The sequence below is a fragment of the Sphingomonas sp. PP-CE-3A-406 genome, assembly GCF_003688625.1.
Taxonomy (GTDB): domain Bacteria; phylum Pseudomonadota; class Alphaproteobacteria; order Sphingomonadales; family Sphingomonadaceae; genus Sphingomonas.
In genome coordinates this window covers 196,648-219,448 of the sequence record NZ_RCWY01000003.1, presented here as the reverse complement: position 1 = coordinate 219,448, position 22,801 = coordinate 196,648, and the positions used below count along the sequence as shown (strand labels likewise).

At 66.1% G+C, this 22,801-nt stretch carries 26 protein-coding genes; 6 read left to right on the top strand and 20 right to left on the bottom strand.

Annotation, left to right across the window (positions count from 1 at the left end):
- Window positions 1–4: 4 nt before the first annotated feature.
- The 5 genes from ssb to C8J44_RS12985 all read right to left on the bottom strand — a co-directional run bounded on the left by ssb (window position 5) and on the right by C8J44_RS12985 (window position 4,759).
- Entirely contained in the window at window positions 5–610 is a 606-nt protein-coding gene (ssb, locus tag C8J44_RS13005; protein ID WP_121904883.1) for a single-stranded DNA-binding protein, read from the bottom strand.
- A gap of 170 nt (window positions 611–780) precedes the next feature.
- Window positions 781–2,655, bottom strand: a complete 1,875-nt coding sequence (gene feoB / locus C8J44_RS13000; RefSeq protein ID WP_121904882.1) for a ferrous iron transport protein B — start codon at window positions 2,653–2,655, stop codon at window positions 781–783.
- Between the two features lie 9 nt (window positions 2,656–2,664).
- Window positions 2,665–2,940, bottom strand: a complete 276-nt coding sequence (locus C8J44_RS12995; RefSeq protein WP_060526089.1) for a FeoA family protein — start codon at window positions 2,938–2,940, stop codon at window positions 2,665–2,667.
- 173 nt (window positions 2,941–3,113) lie between these two features.
- The gene (locus C8J44_RS12990; protein WP_121904881.1) at window positions 3,114–3,767 is read right to left on the bottom strand and encodes a COQ9 family protein; all 654 of its coding nucleotides are present in this window, start codon (window positions 3,765–3,767) and stop codon (window positions 3,114–3,116) included.
- On the bottom strand, window positions 3,764–4,759 hold the full coding sequence (locus C8J44_RS12985; RefSeq protein ID WP_082444226.1) for a DMT family transporter: 996 nt from the start codon (window positions 4,757–4,759) through the stop codon (window positions 3,764–3,766). The genes C8J44_RS12990 and C8J44_RS12985 overlap by 4 nt, the downstream gene beginning before the upstream one ends.
- Window positions 4,760–4,810: 51 nt before the next feature.
- Between C8J44_RS12985 and C8J44_RS12980 the strand changes: the two genes are divergently transcribed.
- Together C8J44_RS12980 and C8J44_RS12975 are read left to right on the top strand one after the other, a co-directional pair.
- The gene (locus C8J44_RS12980) at window positions 4,811–5,899 is read left to right on the top strand and encodes an alkene reductase (protein ID WP_121904880.1); all 1,089 of its coding nucleotides are present in this window, start codon (window positions 4,811–4,813) and stop codon (window positions 5,897–5,899) included.
- Window positions 5,900–6,159: 260 nt separating this feature from the next.
- A complete protein-coding gene (locus tag C8J44_RS12975; protein ID WP_259466856.1) occupies window positions 6,160–6,654 on the top strand; it encodes a hypothetical protein in 495 nt (164 codons plus the stop codon).
- 3 nt (window positions 6,655–6,657) lie between these two features.
- On the opposite strand, the gene C8J44_RS12970 is transcribed toward C8J44_RS12975, so the two are convergent.
- The 11 genes from C8J44_RS12970 to gltX form a co-directional block, all read right to left on the bottom strand.
- Window positions 6,658–7,032 carry a hypothetical protein gene (locus C8J44_RS12970; protein ID WP_056053716.1) on the bottom strand — a complete coding sequence of 125 codons (375 nt, stop codon included), beginning with the start codon at window positions 7,030–7,032 and terminating at the stop codon, window positions 6,658–6,660.
- Window positions 7,033–7,080: 48 nt separating this feature from the next.
- Complete coding sequence (locus tag C8J44_RS12965) at window positions 7,081–7,896, bottom strand: DUF1206 domain-containing protein (RefSeq protein ID WP_121904879.1); 816 nt, start codon at window positions 7,894–7,896, stop codon at window positions 7,081–7,083.
- A gap of 99 nt (window positions 7,897–7,995) precedes the next feature.
- Window positions 7,996–8,196 (bottom strand): DUF4169 family protein, encoded by a 201-nt coding sequence (locus C8J44_RS12960; protein ID WP_121904878.1) that lies wholly within the window; start codon window positions 8,194–8,196, stop codon window positions 7,996–7,998.
- Complete coding sequence (locus C8J44_RS12955; protein WP_121904877.1) at window positions 8,189–8,734, bottom strand: GNAT family N-acetyltransferase; 546 nt, start codon at window positions 8,732–8,734, stop codon at window positions 8,189–8,191. The genes C8J44_RS12960 and C8J44_RS12955 overlap by 8 nt, the downstream gene beginning before the upstream one ends.
- Entirely contained in the window at window positions 8,731–9,153 is a 423-nt protein-coding gene (ribH, locus tag C8J44_RS12950; RefSeq protein ID WP_056064133.1) for a 6,7-dimethyl-8-ribityllumazine synthase, read from the bottom strand. Before ribH ends, C8J44_RS12955 begins: the two co-directional genes overlap by 4 nt.
- Entirely contained in the window at window positions 9,153–10,307 is a 1,155-nt protein-coding gene (gene ribB, locus C8J44_RS12945; RefSeq protein ID WP_121904876.1) for a 3,4-dihydroxy-2-butanone-4-phosphate synthase, read from the bottom strand. Before ribB ends, ribH begins: the two co-directional genes overlap by 1 nt.
- Window positions 10,291–10,902: a riboflavin synthase gene (locus C8J44_RS12940; protein ID WP_121904875.1), complete on the bottom strand. Its 612-nt coding sequence runs from the start codon at window positions 10,900–10,902 to the stop codon at window positions 10,291–10,293. The genes ribB and C8J44_RS12940 overlap by 17 nt, the downstream gene beginning before the upstream one ends.
- Window positions 10,902–11,885, bottom strand: coding sequence for a bifunctional diaminohydroxyphosphoribosylaminopyrimidine deaminase/5-amino-6-(5-phosphoribosylamino)uracil reductase RibD (gene ribD / locus C8J44_RS12935; protein WP_121905444.1), 984 nt, complete (start codon window positions 11,883–11,885; stop codon window positions 10,902–10,904). Before ribD ends, C8J44_RS12940 begins: the two co-directional genes overlap by 1 nt.
- Window positions 11,882–12,229 carry a hypothetical protein gene (locus C8J44_RS12930; RefSeq protein ID WP_121904874.1) on the bottom strand — a complete coding sequence of 116 codons (348 nt, stop codon included), beginning with the start codon at window positions 12,227–12,229 and terminating at the stop codon, window positions 11,882–11,884. Before C8J44_RS12930 ends, ribD begins: the two co-directional genes overlap by 4 nt.
- Before the next feature lie 55 nt (window positions 12,230–12,284).
- Window positions 12,285–12,950 carry an energy transducer TonB gene (locus C8J44_RS12925; RefSeq protein ID WP_121904873.1) on the bottom strand — a complete coding sequence of 222 codons (666 nt, stop codon included), beginning with the start codon at window positions 12,948–12,950 and terminating at the stop codon, window positions 12,285–12,287.
- A 513-nt stretch (window positions 12,951–13,463) separates the two neighbouring features.
- Window positions 13,464–14,789 (bottom strand): glutamate--tRNA ligase, encoded by a 1,326-nt coding sequence (gene gltX / locus C8J44_RS12920; protein WP_121904872.1) that lies wholly within the window; start codon window positions 14,787–14,789, stop codon window positions 13,464–13,466.
- A gap of 96 nt (window positions 14,790–14,885) precedes the next feature.
- Between gltX and C8J44_RS12915 the strand changes: the two genes are divergently transcribed.
- Window positions 14,886–15,824: a ribose-phosphate pyrophosphokinase gene (locus tag C8J44_RS12915; protein ID WP_056053689.1), complete on the top strand. Its 939-nt coding sequence runs from the start codon at window positions 14,886–14,888 to the stop codon at window positions 15,822–15,824.
- 328 nt (window positions 15,825–16,152) lie between these two features.
- Here the strand turns inward: C8J44_RS12915 and rpoZ are convergent, their stop codons facing one another.
- A complete protein-coding gene (gene rpoZ / locus C8J44_RS12910) occupies window positions 16,153–16,497 on the bottom strand; it encodes a DNA-directed RNA polymerase subunit omega (protein WP_056053686.1) in 345 nt (114 codons plus the stop codon).
- Between the two features lie 118 nt (window positions 16,498–16,615).
- Here rpoZ and C8J44_RS12905 point away from each other — a divergent pair, with 118 nt between their 5' ends.
- Window positions 16,616–17,776: a phosphatidylserine/phosphatidylglycerophosphate/cardiolipin synthase family protein gene (locus C8J44_RS12905; protein ID WP_121904871.1), complete on the top strand. Its 1,161-nt coding sequence runs from the start codon at window positions 16,616–16,618 to the stop codon at window positions 17,774–17,776.
- Window positions 17,777–18,015: 239 nt separating this feature from the next.
- Here C8J44_RS12905 and C8J44_RS12900 read toward each other — a convergent pair whose 3' ends face one another.
- The gene (locus C8J44_RS12900; protein WP_056053681.1) at window positions 18,016–18,630 is read right to left on the bottom strand and encodes a class I SAM-dependent methyltransferase; all 615 of its coding nucleotides are present in this window, start codon (window positions 18,628–18,630) and stop codon (window positions 18,016–18,018) included.
- Window positions 18,631–18,845: 215 nt separating this feature from the next.
- Between C8J44_RS12900 and C8J44_RS12895 the strand changes: the two genes are divergently transcribed.
- Both C8J44_RS12895 and C8J44_RS12890 read left to right on the top strand, forming a co-directional pair.
- Entirely contained in the window at window positions 18,846–19,169 is a 324-nt protein-coding gene (locus C8J44_RS12895) for an antibiotic biosynthesis monooxygenase (RefSeq protein WP_121904870.1), read from the top strand.
- A complete protein-coding gene (locus tag C8J44_RS12890; protein WP_121904869.1) occupies window positions 19,166–20,470 on the top strand; it encodes an MFS transporter in 1,305 nt (434 codons plus the stop codon). Before C8J44_RS12895 ends, C8J44_RS12890 begins: the two co-directional genes overlap by 4 nt.
- Before the next feature lie 168 nt (window positions 20,471–20,638).
- Here the strand turns inward: C8J44_RS12890 and C8J44_RS18295 are convergent, their stop codons facing one another.
- On the bottom strand, window positions 20,639–21,529 hold the full coding sequence (locus C8J44_RS18295) for a hypothetical protein (protein ID WP_147453199.1): 891 nt from the start codon (window positions 21,527–21,529) through the stop codon (window positions 20,639–20,641).
- A gap of 280 nt (window positions 21,530–21,809) precedes the next feature.
- On the bottom strand, window positions 21,810–22,502 hold the full coding sequence (locus C8J44_RS12885) for a DUF4336 domain-containing protein (protein WP_121904868.1): 693 nt from the start codon (window positions 22,500–22,502) through the stop codon (window positions 21,810–21,812).
- Window positions 22,503–22,801: the final 299 nt, after the last annotated feature.

Here is a 22,801-nt window from a genome sequence, read left to right as displayed (position 1 = left end):
GAGATCAGAACGGCACGTCGTCGTCGAGATCGTCCGAGAAGCCGCCGGTCTGGCCGAAGCTGCCGCCGCGGGCGCCGCCACCGCTACCGCCACCCGAGGGTGCGCTGCCGCCGCGACCACCGCCGCCGCCGCCGTAACCGCCGCCGCCGCCGCCCGACGAACCACCGCCGAAGTCGTTGCCGCCACCGCCGCCGGCCCAGTCGTCGCCACCGCCGCGGCTACCACCGCCGCCGCCTGCACCCCCGCCTGCACCACCGTTCGGGCCGTCGAGCATCGTCAGCACGCTGTTGAAGCCCTGCAGCACTATCTCGGTCGAATATTTGTCCTGGCCCTGCGCGTCCTGCCACTTCCGGGTCTGGAGCGCGCCCTCGATATAGACCTTCGAGCCCTTGCGGAGATACTTTTCGGCGACGTTCGCGAGACCTTCGTTGAAGATCGCTACCGAATGCCATTCGGTCTTTTCCTTGCGCTCGCCCGACATCTTGTCCTTCCAGGACTCGGATGTCGCGATGCGCAGATTGACGACCTTGCCGCCGTTCTGGAACGCCTTGCTCTCCGGGTCGCGACCCAGATTGCCGACGATGATGACCTTGTTGACGCTGCCTGCCACGAACCCAGGACTCCACTAGTAAGGTTTGATTGCTCAGACGAGCATGAACGAATATACGGTAACGGCGTAGGACCTGGGTGCAGATTACCCGGTGGAAGGGATGATCGCTTCTGGGGAGAAGGACCAGGACCTACGCCTTGAACGGATTTGGAGTCCGCTCAGTGCATCACCTACAAACCCGCGGCTACCGCCAGCCAGTATGTGATACCCGCCATGATGTACGCGGCGGCGAACAAATAGCCAACCATGAAGGCGGGCCATTTCCACCCATTGGTCTCGCGACGGGTGACGGCGATCGTCGAAATGCACTGCGGCGCGAACACGAACCACATCAGGAAGGCGAGCGCGGTCGGCAGGCTCCAGCGGCCGCGCAGGTTCTCGACCATCGCCTTGCCGCCCTGGTTGCTGTCCGGATCGTCGATCGCATAGACCGTGCCGATCGCCGCGACCGCGACTTCGCGTGCGGCCATCGCCGGGATCAGCGCGAGGACGATGTCGCGGTTGAAGCCGATCGGCGCGAAGATCGGCGCGATGCCGTTGGCGATGCGGCCGGCGACCGAGTAATCGACCGCAGAGATCTTCGGCGCGCCGGCGGGCTGCTCGGGCGGCTTGGGGAAGCTCAGCAGCACCCACAGGATGATCGTCGAGGTCAGGATGATCCCGCCGGCGCGCTTCAGGAAGATCTGCGCGCGGCTCCAAAGCCCGATGCCGACGTCGCGCCACTGCGGCCACTGGTATTTGGGCATCTCCATCATGAAGCCCGACGACACGCCCTTGGTCACTGTCCGGCGCAGCACCAGCGCGGCGACGAAGGCACCGACGATGCCCATCACGTACAGGCCGAGCATGACGATGCCCTGGAGCCCGACGAACGGCAGGATCTTCGTGTTCGGAATGAATGCGCCGATGATGAGCGTGTAGACCGGCAGGCGCGCGGAACACGTCATCAGCGGCGCGATCAGGATCGTCGTCAGGCGGTCTTTCTCGTCGTCGATCGTCCGCGTCGCCATGATCCCGGGGATCGCGCAGGCGAAGCTCGACAGCAAAGGGATGAACGCGCGGCCAGACAGCCCGACGCTCGCCATCACCCGGTCCATCAGGAACGCCGCGCGGACCATGTAGCCGCTCGCCTCGAGCACGAGGATGAAGAGGAACAGGATCAGGATCTGCGGCAGGAACACGATCACCGCGCCGACGCCCGCGATCACCCCGTCGACCAGCAGCGAGCGGAGCAGCGAATCGGGGAGTTCGGCGGTCAGGAACCCCTGCAACGCGGTGAAGCCCGCATCGATCGCGTCCATGAACGGCTGTGCCCAGCTGAACACGGCCTGGAACATCAGGAACATGATCGCGAGCAGCAGGATCGGGCCGGCGACCGGGTGCAGCGCGACCGCGTCGAGCATGTGCGTCCAGCGGCGGACCTGCGTCTCGGAGACGGTCGCGGACGTCGCGATCTGGCGCGCGCGGCGCTGGAGCGTGACGATGTCGTCCTGCACGCTCCCGTCTGATTTACGCAGGCGCATCGGGCCGTTGACGACAATGCCGGACAAGGCCGCCTTCAACTCGTCGAGGCCGCGCTTGCGCACCGCGACGGTCGGGATCACCGGCACGCCGAGTTCGCGTTCGAGCACTTTCGGGTCGAGCTTCAGGCCGTCGCGCTCGGCGAGATCGACCATGTTGAGCGCGACCACGACCGGCAGGCCGAGCGCGATCAGCTGGAGCGTGAAGCGGAGATGGTTGTCGAGATTGGCGGCATCGACGACCACCACCAGCGCGTCGGGAAGGCGTTCGCCGTCCTGCGTGCCGGTGACGACGTCGCGAGTCACGCGCTCGTCGGGGGAGGAAGGTTCGAGGCTGTACGCGCCGGGTAGGTCGACCAGCTCTACGGGCCGACCGTCGTCGAGCATCAGCCGCCCGACCTTCCGCTCGACCGTGACGCCGGGATAATTGCCGACCTTCTGGCGCGCACCTGTGAGCGCGTTGAACAGCGCGCTCTTGCCGGCATTGGGATTGCCGACCAGCGCAACCAGCGGTGCTGCGTTCATTTTATGGGATTATTCAGCCGCGGCAGGCATTGGCGAGACGTGGATCGCGCCCGCGACCGCGCGGCGGAGCGCGACGGTCATCCGGCCGATGCGGCAGGCGATCGGCCCCTGACCCAACGTCGCACGGTGCAGAACCTCGACATCGACACCTTCGTCGAAGCCCAACTCGCGCAACCGACGCGCCTCGGGCCCAGCGAGCCGCGCCCATTCGATTGCGGCGACAATCGCATGCTGCTTGCGAGGCAGCGTTTCGAGGCTGACGGAACGATCGGGGCGAGTGTCCATGATGCGACTGATTATCAGTAACCCCCGCGGAAGGGAAGCCCTAACCGCCGCTGGTCACGACCGTCTCGACGTCCAGTCATCCTGACGAAAGTCAGGATCCAGAGTCACATAGCGGGTCGTTCCTGGCTCTGGATCCTGGGTCGAGCCCAGGACGACGGGATTAACGACCCGCCTCAGGCGGTCGGATAGCGCAACCGGCCGACAAACCGCGACAGGCTGAAACCGTGTTCGGTGCGCTTGAGGAAACCGGCCTTGGCCTTCTCGAACTGCATGATCCCATTGATCCGCCGACCAAGGAACGCGCGGGTCTCGGCAAGGCCCTCGCTCTCGTCGTCCAGAAAGACCGTGATCGTCGACGCATACACCCCGAGCAGGATCGTCCGCTTGGTGTAGTAATTATAGTCCGTCGCGACATCGCCGGCCGCGCGCCAGATCGTGTCGACCGTACGCCAGCCAAGCCGCGTCGCCTTCGCCAGGTTCTGCGGGAGCGCGAGGATCGCCAGCGCACGCCGCAACGATTCGCGGTCGATCGACGTCGCGTCCAACCGCGCCTCGACCAGCGCGGTGATCTTGTCGCGGATCTTCATCATTGCAAGGCGTTCCGGCGGCACCGCGGCGAGCATCACGCCGTCGATATGTGCGAACCACGCGTCGATCATGTCGACCGGGCCGTCCTTGAACGCGAGCGCGGCGATGTCGGTGTCGATCCCTTCCGCGTCCGCAGCCATGTCGCGCGCGGCGTCACTCCAGCCGTCGAACGCCGCGTTGGCAGCGATGCCGGGCGCCAGCAGGGCGCGGATTTCATCGAGCGTAAGGTCCTGGGTCATACCGTCTCCTGCCGTTCAAAATCAGGCGTATCAAGCGCGTCTTCAAGGGGGAGCGCGATCGGGGGCGGCCCTCGGCGGACGAGCACCAGCGCGACCGCCACCATCACGACGCCGACCAGATCCGCCGCGCCCAGTCGTTCGCCGTACACCAGCCAGCCGACCACGCCAGCGACCACCGGCTGGATCAGCAGCGCGATCCCGATCACCAGCGGGGTGAACCGCCCGAGCGCATAGATCATCAGGCCTTGCCCGAGCACTTGGCTGCACAGGGCGAGCCCGATCAGCGGCCCCCAATGCGTCGGCACTATGCGCTCGCCCATCGCCAGCGCGAACACGAGCAGCGGCACGATCCCCGCGGTCGTCGCCAGCGTCAGCGCGGACAGCGGCGCCAGCGTCGCCCGCACCTGCGCCATCAGGACGAAATAGACGGTGTAGAGCAGCCCCGCGAGCAGGCAGAACAGATCGCCCGCGAGGTTCTTCGCATCGAGCTGATACGACCGCCCGAGCAGCAACGCGCCACCCGCCGCCGCCAACGCGAGCGCGAACCCTTGCGTCCGCGTCGGCCAACTGCGCGCGATCAGGAATCCGTAGATCGGGAAGATCAGCGTCGCGACGTTGCCGAACAGCGTCGCGTTGGCGAGCGTCGTCCGCAGGATCCCGAGATGCCACGTGCCGAGATCGGCCGCGAAGCACACCCCGCCCGCGAGCAGCCCCGCCCACAGTTTCCACCCGAGCCGCATCGGTCTCGCGCCCTGCTGGACCGCGAGCACGACCAGGAACGGTACCGCCAGCGTCAGCCGCCAGAACCCGGCGGCCACCGGCCCGACCTCGGTCGCGCGCACGAACCACGGCCCGAACGCCAGCGCGACGTTCGCCACTACCAGCGCCGCGAAGGCGATAAGTCCCGGCGCGGCAACACTTTCCACAACCGGCGTCAAACCGTGCGGCGTATCGGGCACGCTAGATAATCTTTGCGGGTCGGGGCGATGCATGCCGCCCTGTAGCCTCCTATCTTCCGCCCGTCAGGCCAATAAGGAGCTTCCATGCCTAGCCTTTTCGATCCGATTACCCTTGGTGCCGTCGAAGCGCCGAACCGCATCATCATGGCGCCGCTCACCCGCGGGCGTGCCGACAGGGATGCGGTGCCGACCGATATCATGGTCGAGTATTACACGCAGCGTGCGAGCGCCGGCCTGATCATCTCGGAAGCCACCGGCATCAGCCGTGAAGGTCTTGGCTGGCCGTTCGCGCCGGGCCTGTGGACCGATGCGCAGGTCGCCGCCTGGAAGCCCGTCACCGACTCGGTCCATGCTGCTGGTGGCCGGATCGTCGCGCAGCTGTGGCACATGGGTCGCCAGGGCCATTCGTCGGTGTACGAGACGCAGCCGGTGTCGTCGTCGGCCACCGCGACCGAAGGCCAGGCGCACACGTTCGAGGGCAAGAAGGATTTCGAGGTCGCGCGTCCGCTCGAGACCAACGAGATCCCGCGTTTGCTGGCCGACTACGAGCTGGCGACGAAGAACGCACTCGCGGCCGGCTTTGACGGTGTGCAGATTCACGCGGCGAACGGCTATCTGATCGACCAGTTCCTGCGCGACAACGCGAACTTCCGCACCGACGAATATGGTGGCGGAATCGAGAACCGCGTCCGCCTGCTCCGTGAAGTCGCCGAGCGCGTGATCTCGGTCGCAGGGGCTGACCGCGTCAGCGTCCGCCTGTCGCCGAACGGTGACTCGCAGGGTGTCGACGACAGCAACCCCGAGGCGTTGTTCACCGCAGCGGCGAAGGCGCTGTCCGACCTCGGCATCGCGTTCCTCGAACTGCGCGAGCCCGGCCCCGACGGCACCTTCGGCAAGACCGACGTACCGAAGCTCAGCCCGGCGATCCGGAAAGTGTTCAAGGGCGTGCTCATCGTGAACTCGGACTACACGACCGTCGAGGAGGCACAGGCCGAGCTCGATTCGGGCAATGCGGACGCGATCACCTTCGGTCGCACGTTCATCGCCAACCCCGACCTCCCCGAGCGCCTGCGCACCGGCGCGCCGCTCGCGAAGGACGATGCGAAGACGTGGTACAGCCAGGGTCCCGAGGGCTACATCGACTACCCCGCGCTCGAGACCGCCAACGCCTAAGCTTTCAAGGCGGATCGACGTCGAGCGTTGATCCGCCCGGATTGCCCAAACCACCCCGTCACCCCGGGCTTGTTCCGGGGCCCACTGCTCCGCACGATCGATCCCATCGATTTTGCGGAAGGGTGGATGCCGGAACAAGCCCGGCATGACGAAGCTGGTTGCTCGCCATTCAATGTGATCCTCGGCCTAGTCACCCGCGCTGCCATCGCTTAGCAGCGCGCTTCCGCGTCACTGGTGGCGCACCGGTGACAGGATGTGTGATGACCGACGGCTGGCCGAGTGGCGGCAGGGGAACGGGGCCGCTCATGCCCGGCACCGCCGACCGGGCCGCAAAGCGCGCGGAGGAGCGTGCCAACGGCCGCGAGCAGCGCGCGAAGGAGCGGCTTGCCGCGTCCGAACAGCGATCCGAATCGCGTGCCGCACAACGCGATCTCCAGTCCCAGGAACGCGAACGCGCCCGCGAAAGCCGGCGTATCGAAGAGGATCAGCGGATCAAGGCGCGGCTCGATGCGCCGCCGACCAACGATGTCGAGGCGTTGAAGATTTCCAAACGCCGCCGCTCGGGCGCGCTAGCGCGCAGCGGCGCGGAATCGAAGACCGACCGCGACACGCGTAGCTACAAGACGATCGTCGACACCGCGCGGATCCGCACGCTCGCCGATCGCGGCGCGTCGGTGGCGGGGCTTGCCGGCGCGTTCGGCATCGCGATCGAAGAGGTCGAGGCGGCGTTGCTGGAAACGGCCCCGCAGGACTAGGAGTCAGGTGGCGGTACGATCCCCGGCCAGCCACGCCTTCGCTTCGTCGATGTCGAGGAACGTCCGGCAGTTCTCGGCCTTCAGATAGCGTTCGGTCTGGAGCTTCGCCAGATGCGACGCGACGACCGCCGCGATCGGTGCCGACGTCACCTTGAGCGCCTTGGGCATCATCGCCTCCAGCGCATCGACGACCTTCAACGGCTGGATCGCCGCCTTGCGCAGGTCGGCCAGCACGACGAACCGACCATGATACAGCCGGGCCGCCGTACCGCGCGCGAGCAGCTCGGCGGAGAATGCCGCGGTGGTCGCTACCGACCAGAACCCTTCGGTGACGATGGTGAGCGTCTTGCTCGGAACGTCGAAGGTGATCGTGTACATATTCATCCCCGGTAACGCCGGTACCTTAACGATATGTTATCTTTCACTTTAGTTGGTACCCGGAAGATCGACGTGGATCCGCCGGAATCGCGCCTCGACCAAGCTGTAGGCACCGAACAGCGCCAGCCCGATCCCGGTCAGCGCGAGCAACCACGTGCCGCCCGGTTGCGATTGCAGCCGCTCCAGTGCCTCCGCGACGCCGCCCGCGTCGCTCGCATGCGCGGTCCAGGCTGCCAGCGCGAACAATCCGGCGACGATCAGGAACACGAGCGCGCGCGCGCCATAGCCGATCCGGCCCATCGTGCAGACGTAACCGGGGGCGGGGGCGTCGCCGCGCAGGTCGTGGATGAAGTCGCCGCGCCACGCCTTCTGCGCCTGCTGGAACGCCGCAACGAGGATCCCGACTGCGACCGCGCCGACCAGAACGCGCCCGGCCGGCTGGTCGAGCAGCAACGCGGTCCAGTCGCGCGCGCTCTCGTCGCCGGGCGAGACGGCGGCGTCGCGCGATCCGGTCTTCATCGCAAGCTTCGCGGCGGTCCAGGCGAGGATCAGGTGCGCGATACCGCTGACGACGTGACCGATCCGCTTGAGGCTACCCTTGACGTCGCTGCCGATCTGCTCCGGATTGGCCGCCGCCTCGGTCAGGCGCCAGACCGCGTAGCCGAGCAGGCCGGCGGCGACGATCGCGAGCAGCACCGGCCCGAACGCCTCGTCCGCGATCGACCCGATCGCGCCCTGGTTGTCGGCGATCCTGCCCCCGCGGAGTGCGGCATCGACCGCGAACCACCCGACCAGCAGGTACACCACGCCGCGCGCGGCAAAGCCGAGCTTGGCGAGCAATGTCGCATTCGCATCCGAGATCATGACAGCCCCTTTGTTACGGGGGCATAACGGCGCGGGGGGCGTGACGTTCCGGCGTCGGGTCAGCGCGAGGCCGTCGTCTTCACCGAGGGAAGGGTGAGATTATGTGATAGGTGTGTCGGGCTTGCGATCATCGCGCCGCGCACCGTCGAGCGTCTTCTCGGTCCGGGCCTTCACAGCAGCGTCCACTGCCTTCTCCGACGCCGTCCGCCCGAACAGGATGCGGTTCTGATCCGCCTTCGACGAAGCCATTTCGCGAGTCCGCTGCTTTCGAACGAGGCGCAGATTGACTACGTCACCCATGCCTTGCTCTCCGCGCTCGCCAGTCAGCGGCGCTCTGGCCCCAATCGTCCACCGGCAGCGCTTCGAGCGGCGGGGGGAGTGTCGTTGGGCCGCGGTTGGTCGACCCGAGCCGTTGCGCAAGCGCGATCGACTCGGCGTTGTCCGGTGCGATGGTGTGGATGATGTCGGTCCAGCCGAGCACATCCACCGCATAGTCGATCGTCGCCGTCGCAGCCTCGCGCGCGAACCCGTGACCCGCGAACTGCGATGCCAGTCCCCAGCCGATCTCCGTGCCCGGCCAGTCTTCGGGCTGCCACGGACCGACGCGGCCGATCCATTCGCCGGTATCGCGTCGCGTCACCGCGAACATCGAGAAGCCGCGAATGCTCCACGCGCCCGCCATCGCGCACAGCCCACGCCAGGCGACGCTACGCGACTGAACGCCGCCGAGATGGCGCATCGTGACGGGATCGGCGTGGAACGCGTACCATGCCTCGGCATCCTCCGGTCCCAAGGGCCGGAGCAACAGGCGCTCCGTCAGGAGCACCGGCGCGGTCATGCGATGAAGCGGTCCTTGAGCGCCAGCATCGCCAGCGCCGCATTCGCCGCGCCACCGCCCTTGTCGCCTTCGGTGGGCTTCGCACGCGTTAACGCCTGCGCTTCGTTCTCGGTGGTCAGGATGCCGTTGCCGATCGGCAGGCCGTCCATCGTCAGCTGCATGATCCCGCGTGCGCTCTCGCCCGCGACGATCTCGAAATGATAGGTCTCGCCGCGGATCACGACGCCCAGCGCGACATAGGCGTCGAACGTCTCGCTCTCGGCCGCCAGCGCGATCGCGCCGGGGACTTCGAGCGCGCCCGGTACGGTGATCGTCTCGTGCGTATGGCCGGCGGCTTCGATCGCGGCCTTCGCACCTTCGACCAACAGATCGTTGAGGTGATCGTAGAACCGGGCTTCGACAATGAGGAGATGCGCCATCAGTTGCTCTTTTCCGTGTTCAGGGACGCGATCGGGCGCTCGCCGACGATCGACAGGCCGTAGCCGTCGAGGCCGACCAGCGTGTGATGCGTGTTGGTGATCAGCACCATGTCGTGGACGCCGAGTTCAGTCAGGATCATCGCGCCGACGCCGTAGTCGCGCAGTTCCTCCATGTCCGGGGTAATCTCCGCACCCGCCTTCTTCATCACCGCGGAGGTGAAGGTGTTGCTGCGCGGACGGTTGATGACGACGATCACGCCCGCGCCCTCGTCCGCGATCATCTGCATCGAGCGTGCGAGGATCCGGCCGCGATCACCCGATTCGCCGAAGATATCCGCGAACGGCGACAGCGCGTGCATGCGGACCAGCGTCGGCTTGGCGGGGTCGATCTTGCCCTTGACCAGCGCGACCTGCTCGGTGCCGGTCGCCTTGTTCCAGAACGTCAGCGCGCTCCAGTCGCCACCCCATTCGGAGGTGAACTTCGCCTCGGCGCGCTTCTCGACGAGGTGATCGTGGCGGCGGCGATACGCGATCAGGTCGCGGATCGTGCCGATCTTGACGTTGTGGAACTGCGCGAAGGTGACGAGGTCGTCCATCCGCGCCATCGTGCCGTCCTCGTTCATGATCTCGCAGATCACGCCCGAGGGGTTGAGCCCGGCAAGCCGCGCGACGTCGACCGCAGCCTCGGTATGCCCAGCACGGATCAGCACGCCGCCGTCGCGCGCGACCAGCGGGAAGACGTGGCCGGGGGTAACGATATCCGGCTTGCCCTTGGTCGCATCGACGGCGACCGCGATCGTGCGCGCGCGATCGGCGGCCGAGATACCGGTGGTGACACCCTCGAGCGCCTCGATCGACACGGTGAACGCGGTCTCGTGCCGCGTGCCGTTGTTGCGGCTCATCAGCTCGAGCCCAAGCTCCTCGGTGCGCTCCCTGGTCAGCGCGAGGCAGATCAGGCCACGGCCGTGCTTGGCCATGAAGTTGATCTTCTCCGGCGTCGCCATCTGCGCGGGGATGACGAGGTCGCCCTCGTTCTCGCGATCCTCGTCGTCGACCAGGATGAACATCCGGCCGTTGCGCGCCTCGTCGATGATCTCTTCCGGGCTGGAGAGATACCCATGCTTCAGACGGGCGAGCTCAGCGGGCAGCGGCACGGTAATGCTCCATTCTTTGGAGGTAGCGGGCGAGGACGTCGATCTCGATGTTGACCGATTGTTCCACGTGGATCGTTCCGAGTGTGGTGACGGCCCAGGTGTGGGGGATGATGTTGAGGCCGAATTCGACCTGTCCATCAACGTCGCGGACGCTGTTGACGGTGAGCGAGACGCCGTCGATCGTGACCGAACCCTTGGGGGCGATGAACGGCGCGATGTCGGCGCCGGCGCGGATCGTGACGCGGTGCGAGCCGCCGTCCTCGCTCACAGCCACGACGGTGCCGAGGCCATCGACATGGCCCGTGACGATATGGCCGCCGAGTTCGTCGCCGAGCTTCATCGCACGTTCGAGGTTGAACTGGCGCCCTTCGGTCCACTGATCCTTGGCGGTGCGGCTGATCGTCTCGCCCGAGACGTCGACCGCGAACCAATTCGGCCCCTTGTCGACGACGGTCAGGCAGACGCCCGAGCACGAAATCGACGCGCCGAGATCGACGGTTTCGGTATCGTAGGCGGTGCGGACGATGATCCGCGTGTCGCCGGGCGACTCCACGCGCGCGACCGTGCCAATGTCGGTGATGATTCCGGTGAACATTATGCCTCGTTTCGTTCGCGCTCGTAGACCTCGAGCCGGTCCATGCCAAGTTGCCGCGCATCGACGATTGCCCAGCGGCCATGCGCCGCGCTCAGGTCGGTAAGGCCGATGTCGCGGAGTGCGGGATTGCCGCCGCCGATCAGGATCGGTGCGCGGTAGAAGAGGAGTCGGTCGACCAGATCGGCCGCGAGGAACGCCGACGCTACGGCCGCGCCGCCTTCGACGAGGATGTGGTCGACGCGTGGGGGCATAGCGATGTCGTGCGGTGCGGCGATGACGGTCCAGCCGGGCACGTCTTGGACGGTCGAAGATAAAAGCACGCGCATCGGGCCGCGAGCTTCCAGCCCGGGTAGCCGCACATCGAGTCGCGGTGCGTCTACCTCGTACGTGCCGCGACCGACGAGAATCGCGTCGTGCCGACTCCGCTCGAGATGCGCATGCATCCGCGCCTGCGGACCGGTGATCCAGCGACTCGACCCGTCCGCCATCGCGATGCAGCCGTCGAGCGACGTCGCGAGCTTCAGGGTGACGTGCGGACGGCCGAGCGCTTGCCGGGTGAGAAAGCCGGCCATCGAACGGCGGGCCTCGTTCGCACGAACACCCCGCGTCACCGCAATGCCAGCGGCCTCCAGCCGGGTAAAACCCTGGCCTGCCGTTCGTGCGTCGGGGTCTCCGAGGGCGGCAACGACACGCGTAATGCCTGCCTCGATCAGCAAGTCGCTACACGCCGGCCCGCGCGGGGACCGATGTGCGCACGGCTCCAGTGTCACGCAAGCCGTAGCCCCTCGTGCTTTCGCACCAGCCTCAGCCAAGGCCATCGCCTCGGCATGCGGACGTCCGCCGACCTGCGTCCAGCCGCGCCCGACCACGCGGTCTTCGCGCACGATCACGCAGCCGACATTGGGGTTGGGCGCGGTCCGTCCGCGGCCCCGCTCGGCGAGCGCGAGCGCGGCGCCCATCCAACGCGCGTCCGCCTGGGTCAGATTCCCATGGCCTTCAGCTTGTCGTCCAGCCGCTTGAACGACGCGCGCTGTGCGTCTTCGCGCGCCTTCTGCTCGGCGAGCGCCTTGGCCTTGATCGGCGCGTCGATCTTCTGCTGCGCGATAATCTGCGCATCGGTGCGATCCGCGGGCCATTGCTCGACGTAGATGATCTTCGGCCGGTATTCCTTCTCGACGTACGAATCCTTCATGAACGCGTAGATCAGGAAGCTGGTGACGCAGAGCGCCGCCACGAGAAAGACGAGCTCGTACGGCCGGCGCTGGCTGAGGAAGAGCCGCAGGTCGCGATAGGCGACGATCGGCGTGAAACGACTGAAAAAGCCCATGCGCGCCAAGATAGGGGGGCGGAGCCGGCTAGGCCAGCCCCGCACCTCGCAAGCTTCAGTTCTGGAGCACGAACGTCAGCGCCATCGATCGCCACGCCTCGACCGGAACGCCGTCGCGTGTCGCGGGCTTGAACCGCCATCTCGCCAGCGCGCGGTCGAACGTCGCGCGGTAGAACGCGTCGGTGGTCGCGCTGACTCGCTCGACCTGCTTTACGCGACCGTCGATGCCGACCAGCACACGTACCACCACCTTGCCTTCGCGTTCGGCGCGGCGTTCCTCGGATGGATAGCTCGGCTGGAAATCGGCGGCATAGCGCGGGTCGATGCCGGGCTGGACGAACAGCGGCGGCAGTTTCGGCGGATCGACCGCGACGGTGCCGGTGCCAGTGCCTTCGACTCCGATCGGCGGCGTGTAGGGGAGCGGATCGGGGACGACCGTGAAGCCGGTCTCCGTCTGCGTCCGTACCTGCGGGATCGGTGCGTCGGGCCGCGGGGCAGGGCGCGGTTGCTGGCGGATCAGCGGATCGGCGGGCGGGGTTGGCTCGGGCGGCGGCGGCGGGGTGTACGGCACATAGGTGACGAGTGGCTTGTCGGGCACGAACGGCAGCACGTTCGGCGCTGCGAAGACCAAGGCTCCGATGACCGCGCAGTTGATCGCCAGCGCGACGCCGAGGCTCCCGGGATTGAATCCGCCCGTCCGGTTCAGTCGATCCGCGTACATTACCGTCTCCTTCGCTTCTCCTCGAGGATGGCGGCGAGATAGGTACCGCCGGTTGCGACGGTACATCATTACATTTTGGGGGCAAGGGGTTTGGAGGAGGTGTGCTGGGGCAAGGTAAATTGACTTCGTTTCGCCGTCCTCGGGCGATGTCTGCCGGTGGGCCCCAATTGGCTCGGCTAACCTATCGTACTGCGCTGGCGGTCACATTCTTCGGCCATGTGCACCACCCCGGCGAAGGCCGGGGCCCAATTGGAAAGGTTGGAATAATGGAGTGTGGCGCCCGTTGGCGACGTCCCCCAATTGGGCCCCGGCCTTCGCCGGGGTGGTGGTAAGAGGGAAGGGCGGTGCTTTTTTCGAGCGCGGGCAAAGTGACCGTCGGCACAGTATAGTCCGTTGCGGTCAATTCCACCGCAGCCCGCCCTTCCGTGTTCTCCCGCGAAGGCGGGAGCCCAGTCTGGGCTCCCGCCTTCGCGGGAGAACAGGCTTTTTCGGGCGACCTTCGGGGACGCTCGATCAGCGCGCCGCGAGTCGCTCCAAAGCCCGCTCCCGCCCGATCAGCGGCAACAACGCCGCCATGTCCGGCCCATGATCACGCCCGGTCAGCGCGCGACGCAGCGGCAGGAACAACCCCTTACCCTTCCGCCCCGTCTCCGCCTTCAACCGAGCCGTCAGCGCGTGCCAGGGATCGCTCGACCAGTCGATCTCCCCAGCCGCCACCAGCGCCTGATCGAGATACGCCGCATCGATGTCGCCCTCGACCGCGACCGGCCCCTCGATCACACCCCACCAGTCCGCCGCATCCGCCAGCGTCACCAGGTTCGGCCGCACCGCCTCCCAAGCCGCCACGTCCATGCCCCCAGGCAACCGCGCGGCCACCGCCTCATACGGCAGCGCATGCAAAATCCGCGCATTCAACGCCGCCAGTTCCGCCTCGTCGAACCGGGCCGGCGCGCGCCCGAACCGCGCGAAATCGAACCCCGCGATGAGCGGCGCAGCGTCGGCGATCGGTTCGACCGGATCGCTCGTCCCGATCCGCGCGAGCAGCGCACGCACCGCCTGCGGCTCGATCCCGACCTCGCGGAAATGATCCACGCCAAGCGAGCCGAGTCGCTTCGACAGTTTCCCCTCCGCACCGGTCAGCAACGCCTCGTGCGCAAACCGCGGCGGGGCCACGCCGAGCGCGGCAAACATCTGCAACTGGAGCGCAGTGTTCGACACATGATCCTCGCCGCGCACCACGTGCGTGACCCCCATCTCGGCATCGTCGATCGCCGACGGCAGCATATACAGCCACGATCCGTCCGCGCGCCGGATGACCGGATCGCTCATCGTCTTCGCCTCGAAATGCGCCGCGCCGCGGATCAGATCGTCCCATGCGATCGCCGAGTCGTGATCGAGCTTGAACCGCCAATGCGGCTTCACACCGTCCGCTTCCAGCTTCGCCCGCGCGTCGTCGTCCAACGCAAGCGCAGCACGATCATAGATCGGCGGCAACCCGCGCCCGGCCTGTATCTTCCGCTTCAGGTCGAGCTCCTGCGACGTCTCGTACGCGGGATAGACATGCCCGCTCGCGACCAACTCGGCGAACCGCGCCTCGTACAAAGCGAACCGTGCCGACTGCCGCTCCTCCGCGTCGGGCGTCATCCCGAGCCAGTCGAGATCGGCGCGGATCGCGTCGACGAAACGTTCTTCGCTGCGTTCGGGATCGGTGTCGTCGATCCTGAGCACGAACTTCCCGCCATTGGCCCGCGCGAACATCCAGTTGTGGAGCGCGGTGCGGATATTGCCGACATGCAGCCGGCCGGTGGGCGAGGGGGCGAAACGGGTGATCACGGTCATCTCGCCGCTCTAGTGGGAGTGCGTCGTCGGGCAAACCCTTCCACCACACGATTCGTACGCCTAAGGGGTGCGCGTGATCGAGCGGGGAAGACTTTCATGAAACTGATGACCGGCAATTCGAACCTGCCTCTCGCGCAGGAGATCGCCGCCTATCTCGAAACCCCGCTGACCGACGTCAGCGTGCGGCGGTTCGCGGACGAGGAGGTCTTCGTCGAGATCAACGAGAACGTCCGCGGCGAGGACGTGTTCGTGATCCAGTCGACCGGCTACCCCGCCAACGACAATCTCATGGAACTGCTGATCATGATCGACGCGCTGAAGCGTGCGTCGGCGCGGCGAATTACCGCGGTGATCCCGTACATGGGGTACGCCAGGCAGGACCGCAAACCCGGCCCGCGCACGCCGATCTCGGCCAAGCTCGTCGCCAACCTGATCACCGTGGCGGGCGCGAACCGCGTGCTGTCGGTCGACCTGCATGCCGGCCAGATCCAGGGCTTCTTCGATATCCCGACCGACAATCTTTACGCGGCGCCGGTGATGTCCGCGGATATCCTCGCGCGGTTCAAGGGCAAGAATTTGATGGTCGTGTCGCCCGACGTCGGCGGCGTGGTCCGTGCGCGCGTGCTCGCCAAGCGGCTCGACAACGCCCCGCTCGCGATCGTCGACAAGCGCCGCGAGCGTGCTGGCGAGTCGGAAGTGATGAACATCATCGGCGAGGTCGAGGGGCGCTTCTGCATCCTGGTCGACGACATCGTCGATTCGGCGGGCACGCTGTGCAACGCCGCGGCGGCGTTGAAGGAAGCGGGCGCCGAGGACGTTGTCGCCTATGTCACGCACGGCGTGCTGTCGGGCGGCGCGGTCGCGCGCGTCGAGGGCTCGGAACTGCGCGAACTCGTCATTACCGACTCGATCGGCAACCACGACGTGATCAAGGGCGCGCACGGCAAGATCCGTCATCTCCAGATCGCGCCATTGCTCGGCGAGGCGATCAAGCGGATTGCGGACGAGACGTCAGTGTCGAGCCTGTTTGACTGATGACGGGCGCAGGCGCGGCCACGCCGCGCCGATGCCCGCTAAAGGCGGGCAGCGCCCGGCACGGCCGGCGGTCGGCTAAAGCCGAACCGTCCGACGACGGCTTTGCCGACGGCGCGCCAACTGAGACCACCTCTGCCTCCGTCATCCTGACGAAAGTCAGGATCCAGGGTTACGAACGATGGCGCCTGTGGCTCTGGGTCTTGACTTTCGTCAGGATGACGGAAGGGGTTCGTGAACGCCTTCACACCAACTCACAGCGCCAGACACGAAAAGACCCGCGGCACTCGGCGTGCCGCGGGTCTTTCACGATACCAATCAGAAGAGCCGATCAGCCCTCGTAATCGGCACCCAGATTCTGGTTCCGCGGCGGCGCGGCGGCAGTCAGACGAAGCGCCTCAGCCGACGCCGACAGGCTGCCGACTGCATCGACTTCGTCGTCGTCGTCGACGCGAACCTTCTGCAGGCCCTGAATGACCTGTTCCTTGAGATGCGCCGGCTTGACGTTCTCGTCGGCGATCTCGCGCAGCGCGACGACTGGGTTCTTGTCGCGGTCGCGCTCGAGCGTCAGTTCGGCGCCGCCCGAGATCTGGCGCGCACGCTGGGCCGCGAACAACACCAGGTCGAACCGGTTGGGGATCTTGTCGACACAATCCTCGACGGTAACGCGCGCCATGCGGCTTCCTTCGTAACAACGATAGAATGAGAATGCGTCGCCTAGGGGGTATGGCCCGCATAGTCAAGAAATCCGCCGCGGGTTGCCACCGGCCCGCCTCGTGTCCATCACGCGGCGCATGGACGAACCCGCCGAACAACCCAGCTTCACCGTCGATGGCAACCGGCTGACGCTGCTCGACACCGGCCCCCGGCGGCTCGATGCGGTGCTCGCGCTGATCGACGGCGCCGAGCGCACGTTGCGCGTGCTGTATTACATCTACGCCGACGATGACTCGGGCAAGCGCGTCAACGCCGCGCTGATCGCGGCCGCCCAGCGCGGCGTCGAGGTATCGCTGATCGTCGACGGGTTCGGCAGCGACGACGCGTCGCACGCGTTCTTCGAACCGCTCGAGGCCGCCAACGTGTCGGTGTGCCGGTTCTCCGCGCGGTTCGGCCGACGCTATCTGTTGCGGAATCACCAGAAGCTCGCGCTCGCGGACGAATCGCGGATCATCATCGGTGGCTTTAACATCGAGGACGATTATTTCGGTACCGCCGCCGAACAGGCGTGGCGCGATCTGGGGCTGCTGGTCGAGGGCCCTGCCGCTGGGCGGCTGGCGGGCTATTTCGATGCGTTGCAGGCGTGGATCCACGAGCCCAAGGGCAAGCTGCGACGCCTGACCGCCGCGCTGGCGAAGTGGAGCGAGACGCAGGGGACGACGCGTTGGCTGATCGGCGGCCCCACGCGAAAGCTCTCGCCCTGGGCGCGCGCGGTGCGCGACGACATGCGGCGCGGCTCGCGGATCGACGTCATCGCGGGCTATTTCACGCCGAGCCCCGCGCTGCTGCGGCGGCTCGATCACGCCGGCCGTCGCAACGCCGGGGTCCGGGTCGTCACCGCGAGCAAATCGGACAACAACGCGACGATCGCCGCGGCGCGGTTCACCTATGCCGGGTTGTTGCGCAAGGGCGTGCGGCTGTTCGAATATCAGCCGACCAAGCTGCATACCAAGCTCTACGTGATCGACGACGTCGTCCATATCGGCTCGGCGAACTTCGACATGCGCAGCCTGTTCATCAACATGGAGCTCATGCTGCGGATCGAGGACGCGGCGTTCGCGGGCCATGTCCGGCGCTACGTCGACGGCGAGGTCGCGAAATCGGTCGAGGTCACCGCGGCGCTGTACAAGGCGAACACCGGCTGGGTGCAGCGCCTGAAGCAGCTCGGCGCGTATTTCCTGGTCGCGGTGGTGGACCCGAGCCTGTCGCGCGGGCTGAACTTCGGGATCGACGAGTAGGGGCGGGGGCGGGGGCGGTGGCGAGGGCCTTCTGGCCCACTCCGTCATCCTGACGAAAGTCAGGATCCAGAGCCCCACAGAACAGCGTCAGCGCCCCTGGGGCCTAATTAGGACCACATCAGCGCCGCCGGCAAAGCCGCCGTCGGACGGGTTCGGCTATCCAGCCGACCCGCCGGCCGGGCCTGACGCCGCGCCTACGCTTCGCTTTGCGCAGCGGCGCGGGCGTGGCCGCGCCTGCGTCAGGCCTTCCATGCCCAGTACAGCTGGGCGGGCGGCACGTTCCACCACTCCATGTCGTGGTCGATCGACTCGAAATGCGGCGTCAGGAAGTCCTTCACCTTGGGCGAAAACTGATAGACCAGGAACGCGCCACCGATGCGCAGGACCGAGTGCGTCGCCGCCGCGATCGCCGGGCCGATGCCAGCGGGCAGCGTCGAGAACGGCAGCCCCGACAGCACGTAATCCGCCTTCTCGAAGCCGTGGTCGGCGACGATCGTCTCGACCGCGTCGGCCGAGCCCAGCACCGCGACGAACCGCGGATCGGTGATCGTGTGACGCAGATACTGGATGAATTCCGGATTGGTATCGATCACGATCAGCGTCGCATCGGGCGCCATCCGGTCGAGGATCGGCCGACAGAACGTGCCGACGCCCGGGCCGTATTCGACGAACAGCTTGCAGTTCGCCCAGTCGACCGGCCCCAGCATTTTCCGAATCAGCTTGTCCGACGACGGCACGATGGAGCCGACCATGACGGGGTGCTTCAGGAACCCCGAAAAGAACATCTGCCACGGGGACGGCACGCCTGCAGGGCGGCTGCGCGCACGCCGGGTGGCGGTGGTCGAACTGGGCATCGCATTCCTTACGGTCAGGGGTCCCGCACGCTGGCGAGGCTTTGGCCCTCCCGTCGCACGAATTCCGAACGCGTTTCAAGGCCGCGGGTTGCATCGGGCGACGAACCGAAGGCGAAGTCGTGCCGCACCAGGCGCTTCCGCCCGCCCTGTCGTGACCTAAACCCCTACCTCGCTGCTTAGCTTGCCAAGCGTACCGCATCGCTTAAGCACGGATCATGAACGACGATCGTACAGGCCAGATTGCGGTTATTTTCACCTCGATCCGTAACGGCGCAGACGCCGCCGGCTATGGCGAGGCGGCGGCGGCGATGGACGCTCTGGCCGCCGCACAGCCCGGCTATCACGGTGTCGACAGCGCACGCGAAGCGGACGGCAGGGGCATCACGGTCAGCTATTGGGCGGACGACGCCGCGGCGATCGCCTGGCGCGACCATCCCGAGCACACTGCGATTCGCGAGCGCGGGCGGGCACTCTGGTACGACCACTATTCGGTGACCGTGACGCGGGTCGAACGCGCCTATGCCTGGACGCGGTCATGACCGAAGCCTCGACGGACGGCCCGAAGATCGATCGCCGCTTCGCGCTGATGTTCCTCGTGATGCTGACGATCGCGGCAGGGAATACCGCGTTGCAGTCTGTGCTGCCCGCGCTCGGGCGGTCGCTCGGCGTCGCCGACAGCGCGGTGGCGGCGGCGTTCTCGGTATCGGCGTTGCTGTGGGTGATCGCCGCACCGTTCTGGGCGAACCGATCGGACCGGCACGGCCGGCGCGCGATGATCCTGCTCGGCGTCGGCGGGTTCAGCGTATCGCTGACGCTGTGCGGCGTGTTCCTGCTCGCGGGGATCAACGCGTGGATCGGTGGCACGACCGCGTTTCTGTGCTTCATCGGCGGGCGGCTGATCTACGGCACGTTCGGCGCGGCCGCACCGCCCGCGGTACAGGCGCTCGTCGCCGGCGAGACGACGCGCGAGGAGCGGACCAAGGCGCTGACCTTGCTCGCCTCGGCATTCGGGCTCGGCACCATCCTGGGACCCGCGATCGCGCCGTATCTGATCCTCGGCTCGATCGGCGGAGTCGAGATCGGCTTGGCAGGCCCCGCGTTCCTGTTCGCGGTGTTCGGCGTGGCGGTGTGGATCACGGTGCGGCGGATGCTGCCCGACGACAAGATCGTCGCCCCTCACGAGACGCACGGCGCGAGTTCGGCCTATCCCTCGATCGGCGGTGCCCCGACCGGCGCCTCGGTCGCAGCGGCGACGGGATCGCATGTCGAGCATGTCGGCTATACCGACCCCCGCATCCGCGCGTGGATGATCGCCGGGCTGGTGATGGGCCACGCGCAGGCGATGACGGGGCAGGCGATCGGCTTTCTCGTGATCGACCGTCTCCATTTGGCGCCCGCGCTCGCGCTCGAGCCGACCGGCATCGTCCTGATGATGGGCGCCGGCGCCGCACTGCTCGCGCAATGGGGCATCATCCCACGCTTGAACATGACCCCGCGGCAACTCGTGCTGACCGGACTGGTCCTAGCGGCGGCCGGCACCGCGCTGACCGGGATCGCAACGTCGCTCTACACGATCGCGACCGCCTACGCGCTGGCGAGCCTCGGCTTCGGCTTCACGCGCCCGGGCTTCACCGCCGGCGCGTCGTTGGCGGTAGGCGCGAACGCGCAAGGCTCGGTCGCCGGCAAGGTGACGTCGATCAACGGCGCGAGCTTCGTGCTCGGCCCGTCGATCGGCGTCGGCCTGTACGAAGCACAGCACTCGCTACCCTATCTCGTCGCCGGCGCGGCCTGCGTGATGATGATCGGCTACGCGTACGTCGCACTGCGCGATGCGCGATAAGATTGGCTAAGCCGAGACCGCCCGTTCGATGTTCGGGAAGAGGGTTCAGGAAAGCGGCCCTTTGCGAAAGGTCGTTTGTGCAACGGTCACGGGCGCTTTCACGTTACTCGTCGCTTACGCGAAGGCTTGGCCGTTCCAATCGGACCGGGGCGAAGCAAAACAAGCTCGTTATGGCTTCAGGAAACGTCCAGTTGCAGCCTGAGGTTGCGGCGGTGAGGCTGTCACCCGGACACCAAGGTTCAGTGCGCCGTCATAAGGTCCACCGGGACCGTCAATAATTATCCCACGAGCCGGCGTCGGTCCTGACGAAGCCGCAGTTTGAGGACCGCAACTGGTGTCCGACGGACAGGCCCAATATGATCCTCCATTCCATCTTGCATCGAGACTGATGCTGGTTTCGGTGGGAAGATAGCCGGCCATTGGCAGATAGGCTGACTTGGCCCAGGCTGGCGCCGTTCGCATCGCATGCATGTTCCCGACCAAGACGAGCACGCGCGCGTTCTGTCCTGCTCTGCTCACCAGTGACGAGGCGAGTGCATTCTCGTAATCGCCAGCCTTAAATCCGGCGGGGCCGGGATTGTACAAAGGCTGGAAAGCAACGACGCTGGTGATCCGCCCCGCCGCCCGCAGCACGCGTAATCTTTGGAAAAGGTGGAAGTATGCCTCGCTGGACCTGCCGTCCTTCATGGGCTGGGTCCATAGTCTGCTCGTCAGGAACCGTGATGTTGCCGCTGCATCGCCGCTGGACCCGATGAAATCGTCGATAGCGGGCTGATCAACTGTCGTCTGCTCGACTGCGACGGTTACCGGATGGGACGACGAGGCCAAGCATGCGAGATCACCAAAGATCTCCGGTGTTTCACGGGTGCCGTGCATTTCGCCGACCACGATCCAGCGAAGATTCGAGCGATCGAGAAGCATGTCCGCCCCGGTGATGGCAGCGCACTTTACCGGTCGCAGCGTGGTTTCGAACCGTCTCGCGGGTGGTGCCGCCGCGAGCGCCCAATCGATGTTCGGGTCTTGTCGCGCTGTCTGGTTCGCGTTGAAAATGGCCGTCATCTCGCCGTTTGATGCTCGTTCAAGAGCACGATCAGTTGCGGCCGATGGCGCGGTCGACGCCAGTAGGAAAATGGCAATTATTCGACTGAACATTGCTTGATCTACCTCCAACGAAGCGTCTCGCAGTTCCCGTTGATCCAGGCTGACGATCTACGATTTTCTGCTTGGCTACCGTCGAACTGTTGTCCAGTCATCAAGCTCTGCCAATACCCACTCGCTGGTAGGCGTGACAACCAATCTGATCCTTATCGGGCAATCTGATCCTTATCGGGAAAAGGCGCTATTTGCGGAGCAACCACTCGAAAGCATGGGCAATTGCATCGCGACCGTCATGCGGGATCGGCGCGCCATGTGCCGTCAGTACCGCCACCGTGGGCCATGCCATGATACGCTGCACCGCATTTCGAGCGCCGCTCCGATCGCGAAACGTCATTCGAAATTTCCGGGGAACGGTTGGCCTGATCGCGGTAAGCAGATCGAGCTTTGCGACGATGCCTCGCCATCCTCCAAACCAACCGGGCTCAAAGTGTTGGATAAGGTCGGTAAAGATCGCGGTTCGGCTTTGGTGATGGAAGAACACGACCTCGGTCGTGATCCTATTTCCTCCCACGACGACCTGATCGATCTCGCTCGACCATGCCGCTTCGGGCACGTCCCCAAGGTCACGATCCCACTTTAAGTCCGGCCGCTTGGTGCGCAGCGCCGGCACCGCATATGATAGTGCTGCCGGGTACGCCGTTTGCCACTGGCCAACGAACATATGATGCAAGGTATTCGGAGCAACGATGTGACGGACCGACCCCAAGCGATTGATGGCGACACGAAGCTCGATGGATAGTGGCGTGGGCGACCAGACGAATAATGCGCCATCGGACAGCCGGATGACGATCATCCGCGTGGGATAGGCGAAGCCGGCGACGGACACTGTCGGCCCATCAGCGATCCATATCTCTTCACCGAAGTGTCGCAGCATTCGTGCCCCCTGTTGCCAGCTCGAATTCAGTGCGCGCCTGAAGCAGTGCAGGTTACGCAATGCCGGCTATAGGCGTCTTCCTTGCAAAACCGGACTCTCGTCTTTTCCTTATCGCGCCATCTTTTGCCAACAAGGTGGTAGCCTATTTCTCGATCGTATTGGGGAAAAGCCGGTGACGCGGCAGGACGGCGGCTATTGCTTTAATGGCAGGGCCGAAAGCTTCCATTCCATCCGTGACGGGCGCCGGCGTCAGATCATAGGTTGCAACAGTCGAACCTTATCCGCGCACAGATCCTAGG

Coding starts and splice junctions, on each gene's coding strand:
- C8J44_RS12940 (WP_121904875.1), bottom strand. CDS start 10,902: ATGTTCACCGGAATCATCACCGACATTGGCACGGTCGCGCGCGTGGAG.
- C8J44_RS12955 (WP_121904877.1), bottom strand. CDS start 8,734: ATGACCGCGCCGGTGCTCCTGACGGAGCGCCTGTTGCTCCGGCCCTTG.
- C8J44_RS12895 (WP_121904870.1), top strand. CDS start 18,846: ATGAACGACGATCGTACAGGCCAGATTGCGGTTATTTTCACCTCGATC.
- C8J44_RS12960 (WP_121904878.1), bottom strand. CDS start 8,196: ATGGGTGACGTAGTCAATCTGCGCCTCGTTCGAAAGCAGCGGACTCGC.
- C8J44_RS12885 (WP_121904868.1), bottom strand. CDS start 22,502: ATGCTGCGACACTTCGGTGAAGAGATATGGATCGCTGATGGGCCGACA.
- C8J44_RS12970 (WP_056053716.1), bottom strand. CDS start 7,032: ATGTACACGATCACCTTCGACGTTCCGAGCAAGACGCTCACCATCGTC.
- C8J44_RS12985 (WP_082444226.1), bottom strand. CDS start 4,759: ATGCATCGCCCCGACCCGCAAAGATTATCTAGCGTGCCCGATACGCCG.
- C8J44_RS12925 (WP_121904873.1), bottom strand. CDS start 12,950: ATGTACGCGGATCGACTGAACCGGACGGGCGGATTCAATCCCGGGAGC.
- C8J44_RS12890 (WP_121904869.1), top strand. CDS start 19,166: ATGACCGAAGCCTCGACGGACGGCCCGAAGATCGATCGCCGCTTCGCG.
- C8J44_RS12930 (WP_121904874.1), bottom strand. CDS start 12,229: ATGGGCTTTTTCAGTCGTTTCACGCCGATCGTCGCCTATCGCGACCTG.
- C8J44_RS12995 (WP_060526089.1), bottom strand. CDS start 2,940: ATGGACACTCGCCCCGATCGTTCCGTCAGCCTCGAAACGCTGCCTCGC.
- C8J44_RS12915 (WP_056053689.1), top strand. CDS start 14,886: ATGAAACTGATGACCGGCAATTCGAACCTGCCTCTCGCGCAGGAGATC.
- ribH (WP_056064133.1), bottom strand. CDS start 9,153: ATGGCGCATCTCCTCATTGTCGAAGCCCGGTTCTACGATCACCTCAAC.
- C8J44_RS12900 (WP_056053681.1), bottom strand. CDS start 18,630: ATGCCCAGTTCGACCACCGCCACCCGGCGTGCGCGCAGCCGCCCTGCA.
- C8J44_RS12980 (WP_121904880.1), top strand. CDS start 4,811: ATGCCTAGCCTTTTCGATCCGATTACCCTTGGTGCCGTCGAAGCGCCG.
- gltX (WP_121904872.1), bottom strand. CDS start 14,789: ATGACCGTGATCACCCGTTTCGCCCCCTCGCCCACCGGCCGGCTGCAT.
- C8J44_RS12990 (WP_121904881.1), bottom strand. CDS start 3,767: ATGACCCAGGACCTTACGCTCGATGAAATCCGCGCCCTGCTGGCGCCC.
- rpoZ (WP_056053686.1), bottom strand. CDS start 16,497: ATGGCGCGCGTTACCGTCGAGGATTGTGTCGACAAGATCCCCAACCGG.
- C8J44_RS12965 (WP_121904879.1), bottom strand. CDS start 7,896: ATGATCTCGGATGCGAATGCGACATTGCTCGCCAAGCTCGGCTTTGCC.
- feoB (WP_121904882.1), bottom strand. CDS start 2,655: ATGAACGCAGCACCGCTGGTTGCGCTGGTCGGCAATCCCAATGCCGGC.
- C8J44_RS12975 (WP_259466856.1), top strand. CDS start 6,160: ATGACCGACGGCTGGCCGAGTGGCGGCAGGGGAACGGGGCCGCTCATG.
- C8J44_RS18295 (WP_147453199.1), bottom strand. CDS start 21,529: ATGACGGCCATTTTCAACGCGAACCAGACAGCGCGACAAGACCCGAAC.
- C8J44_RS12905 (WP_121904871.1), top strand. CDS start 16,616: ATGGACGAACCCGCCGAACAACCCAGCTTCACCGTCGATGGCAACCGG.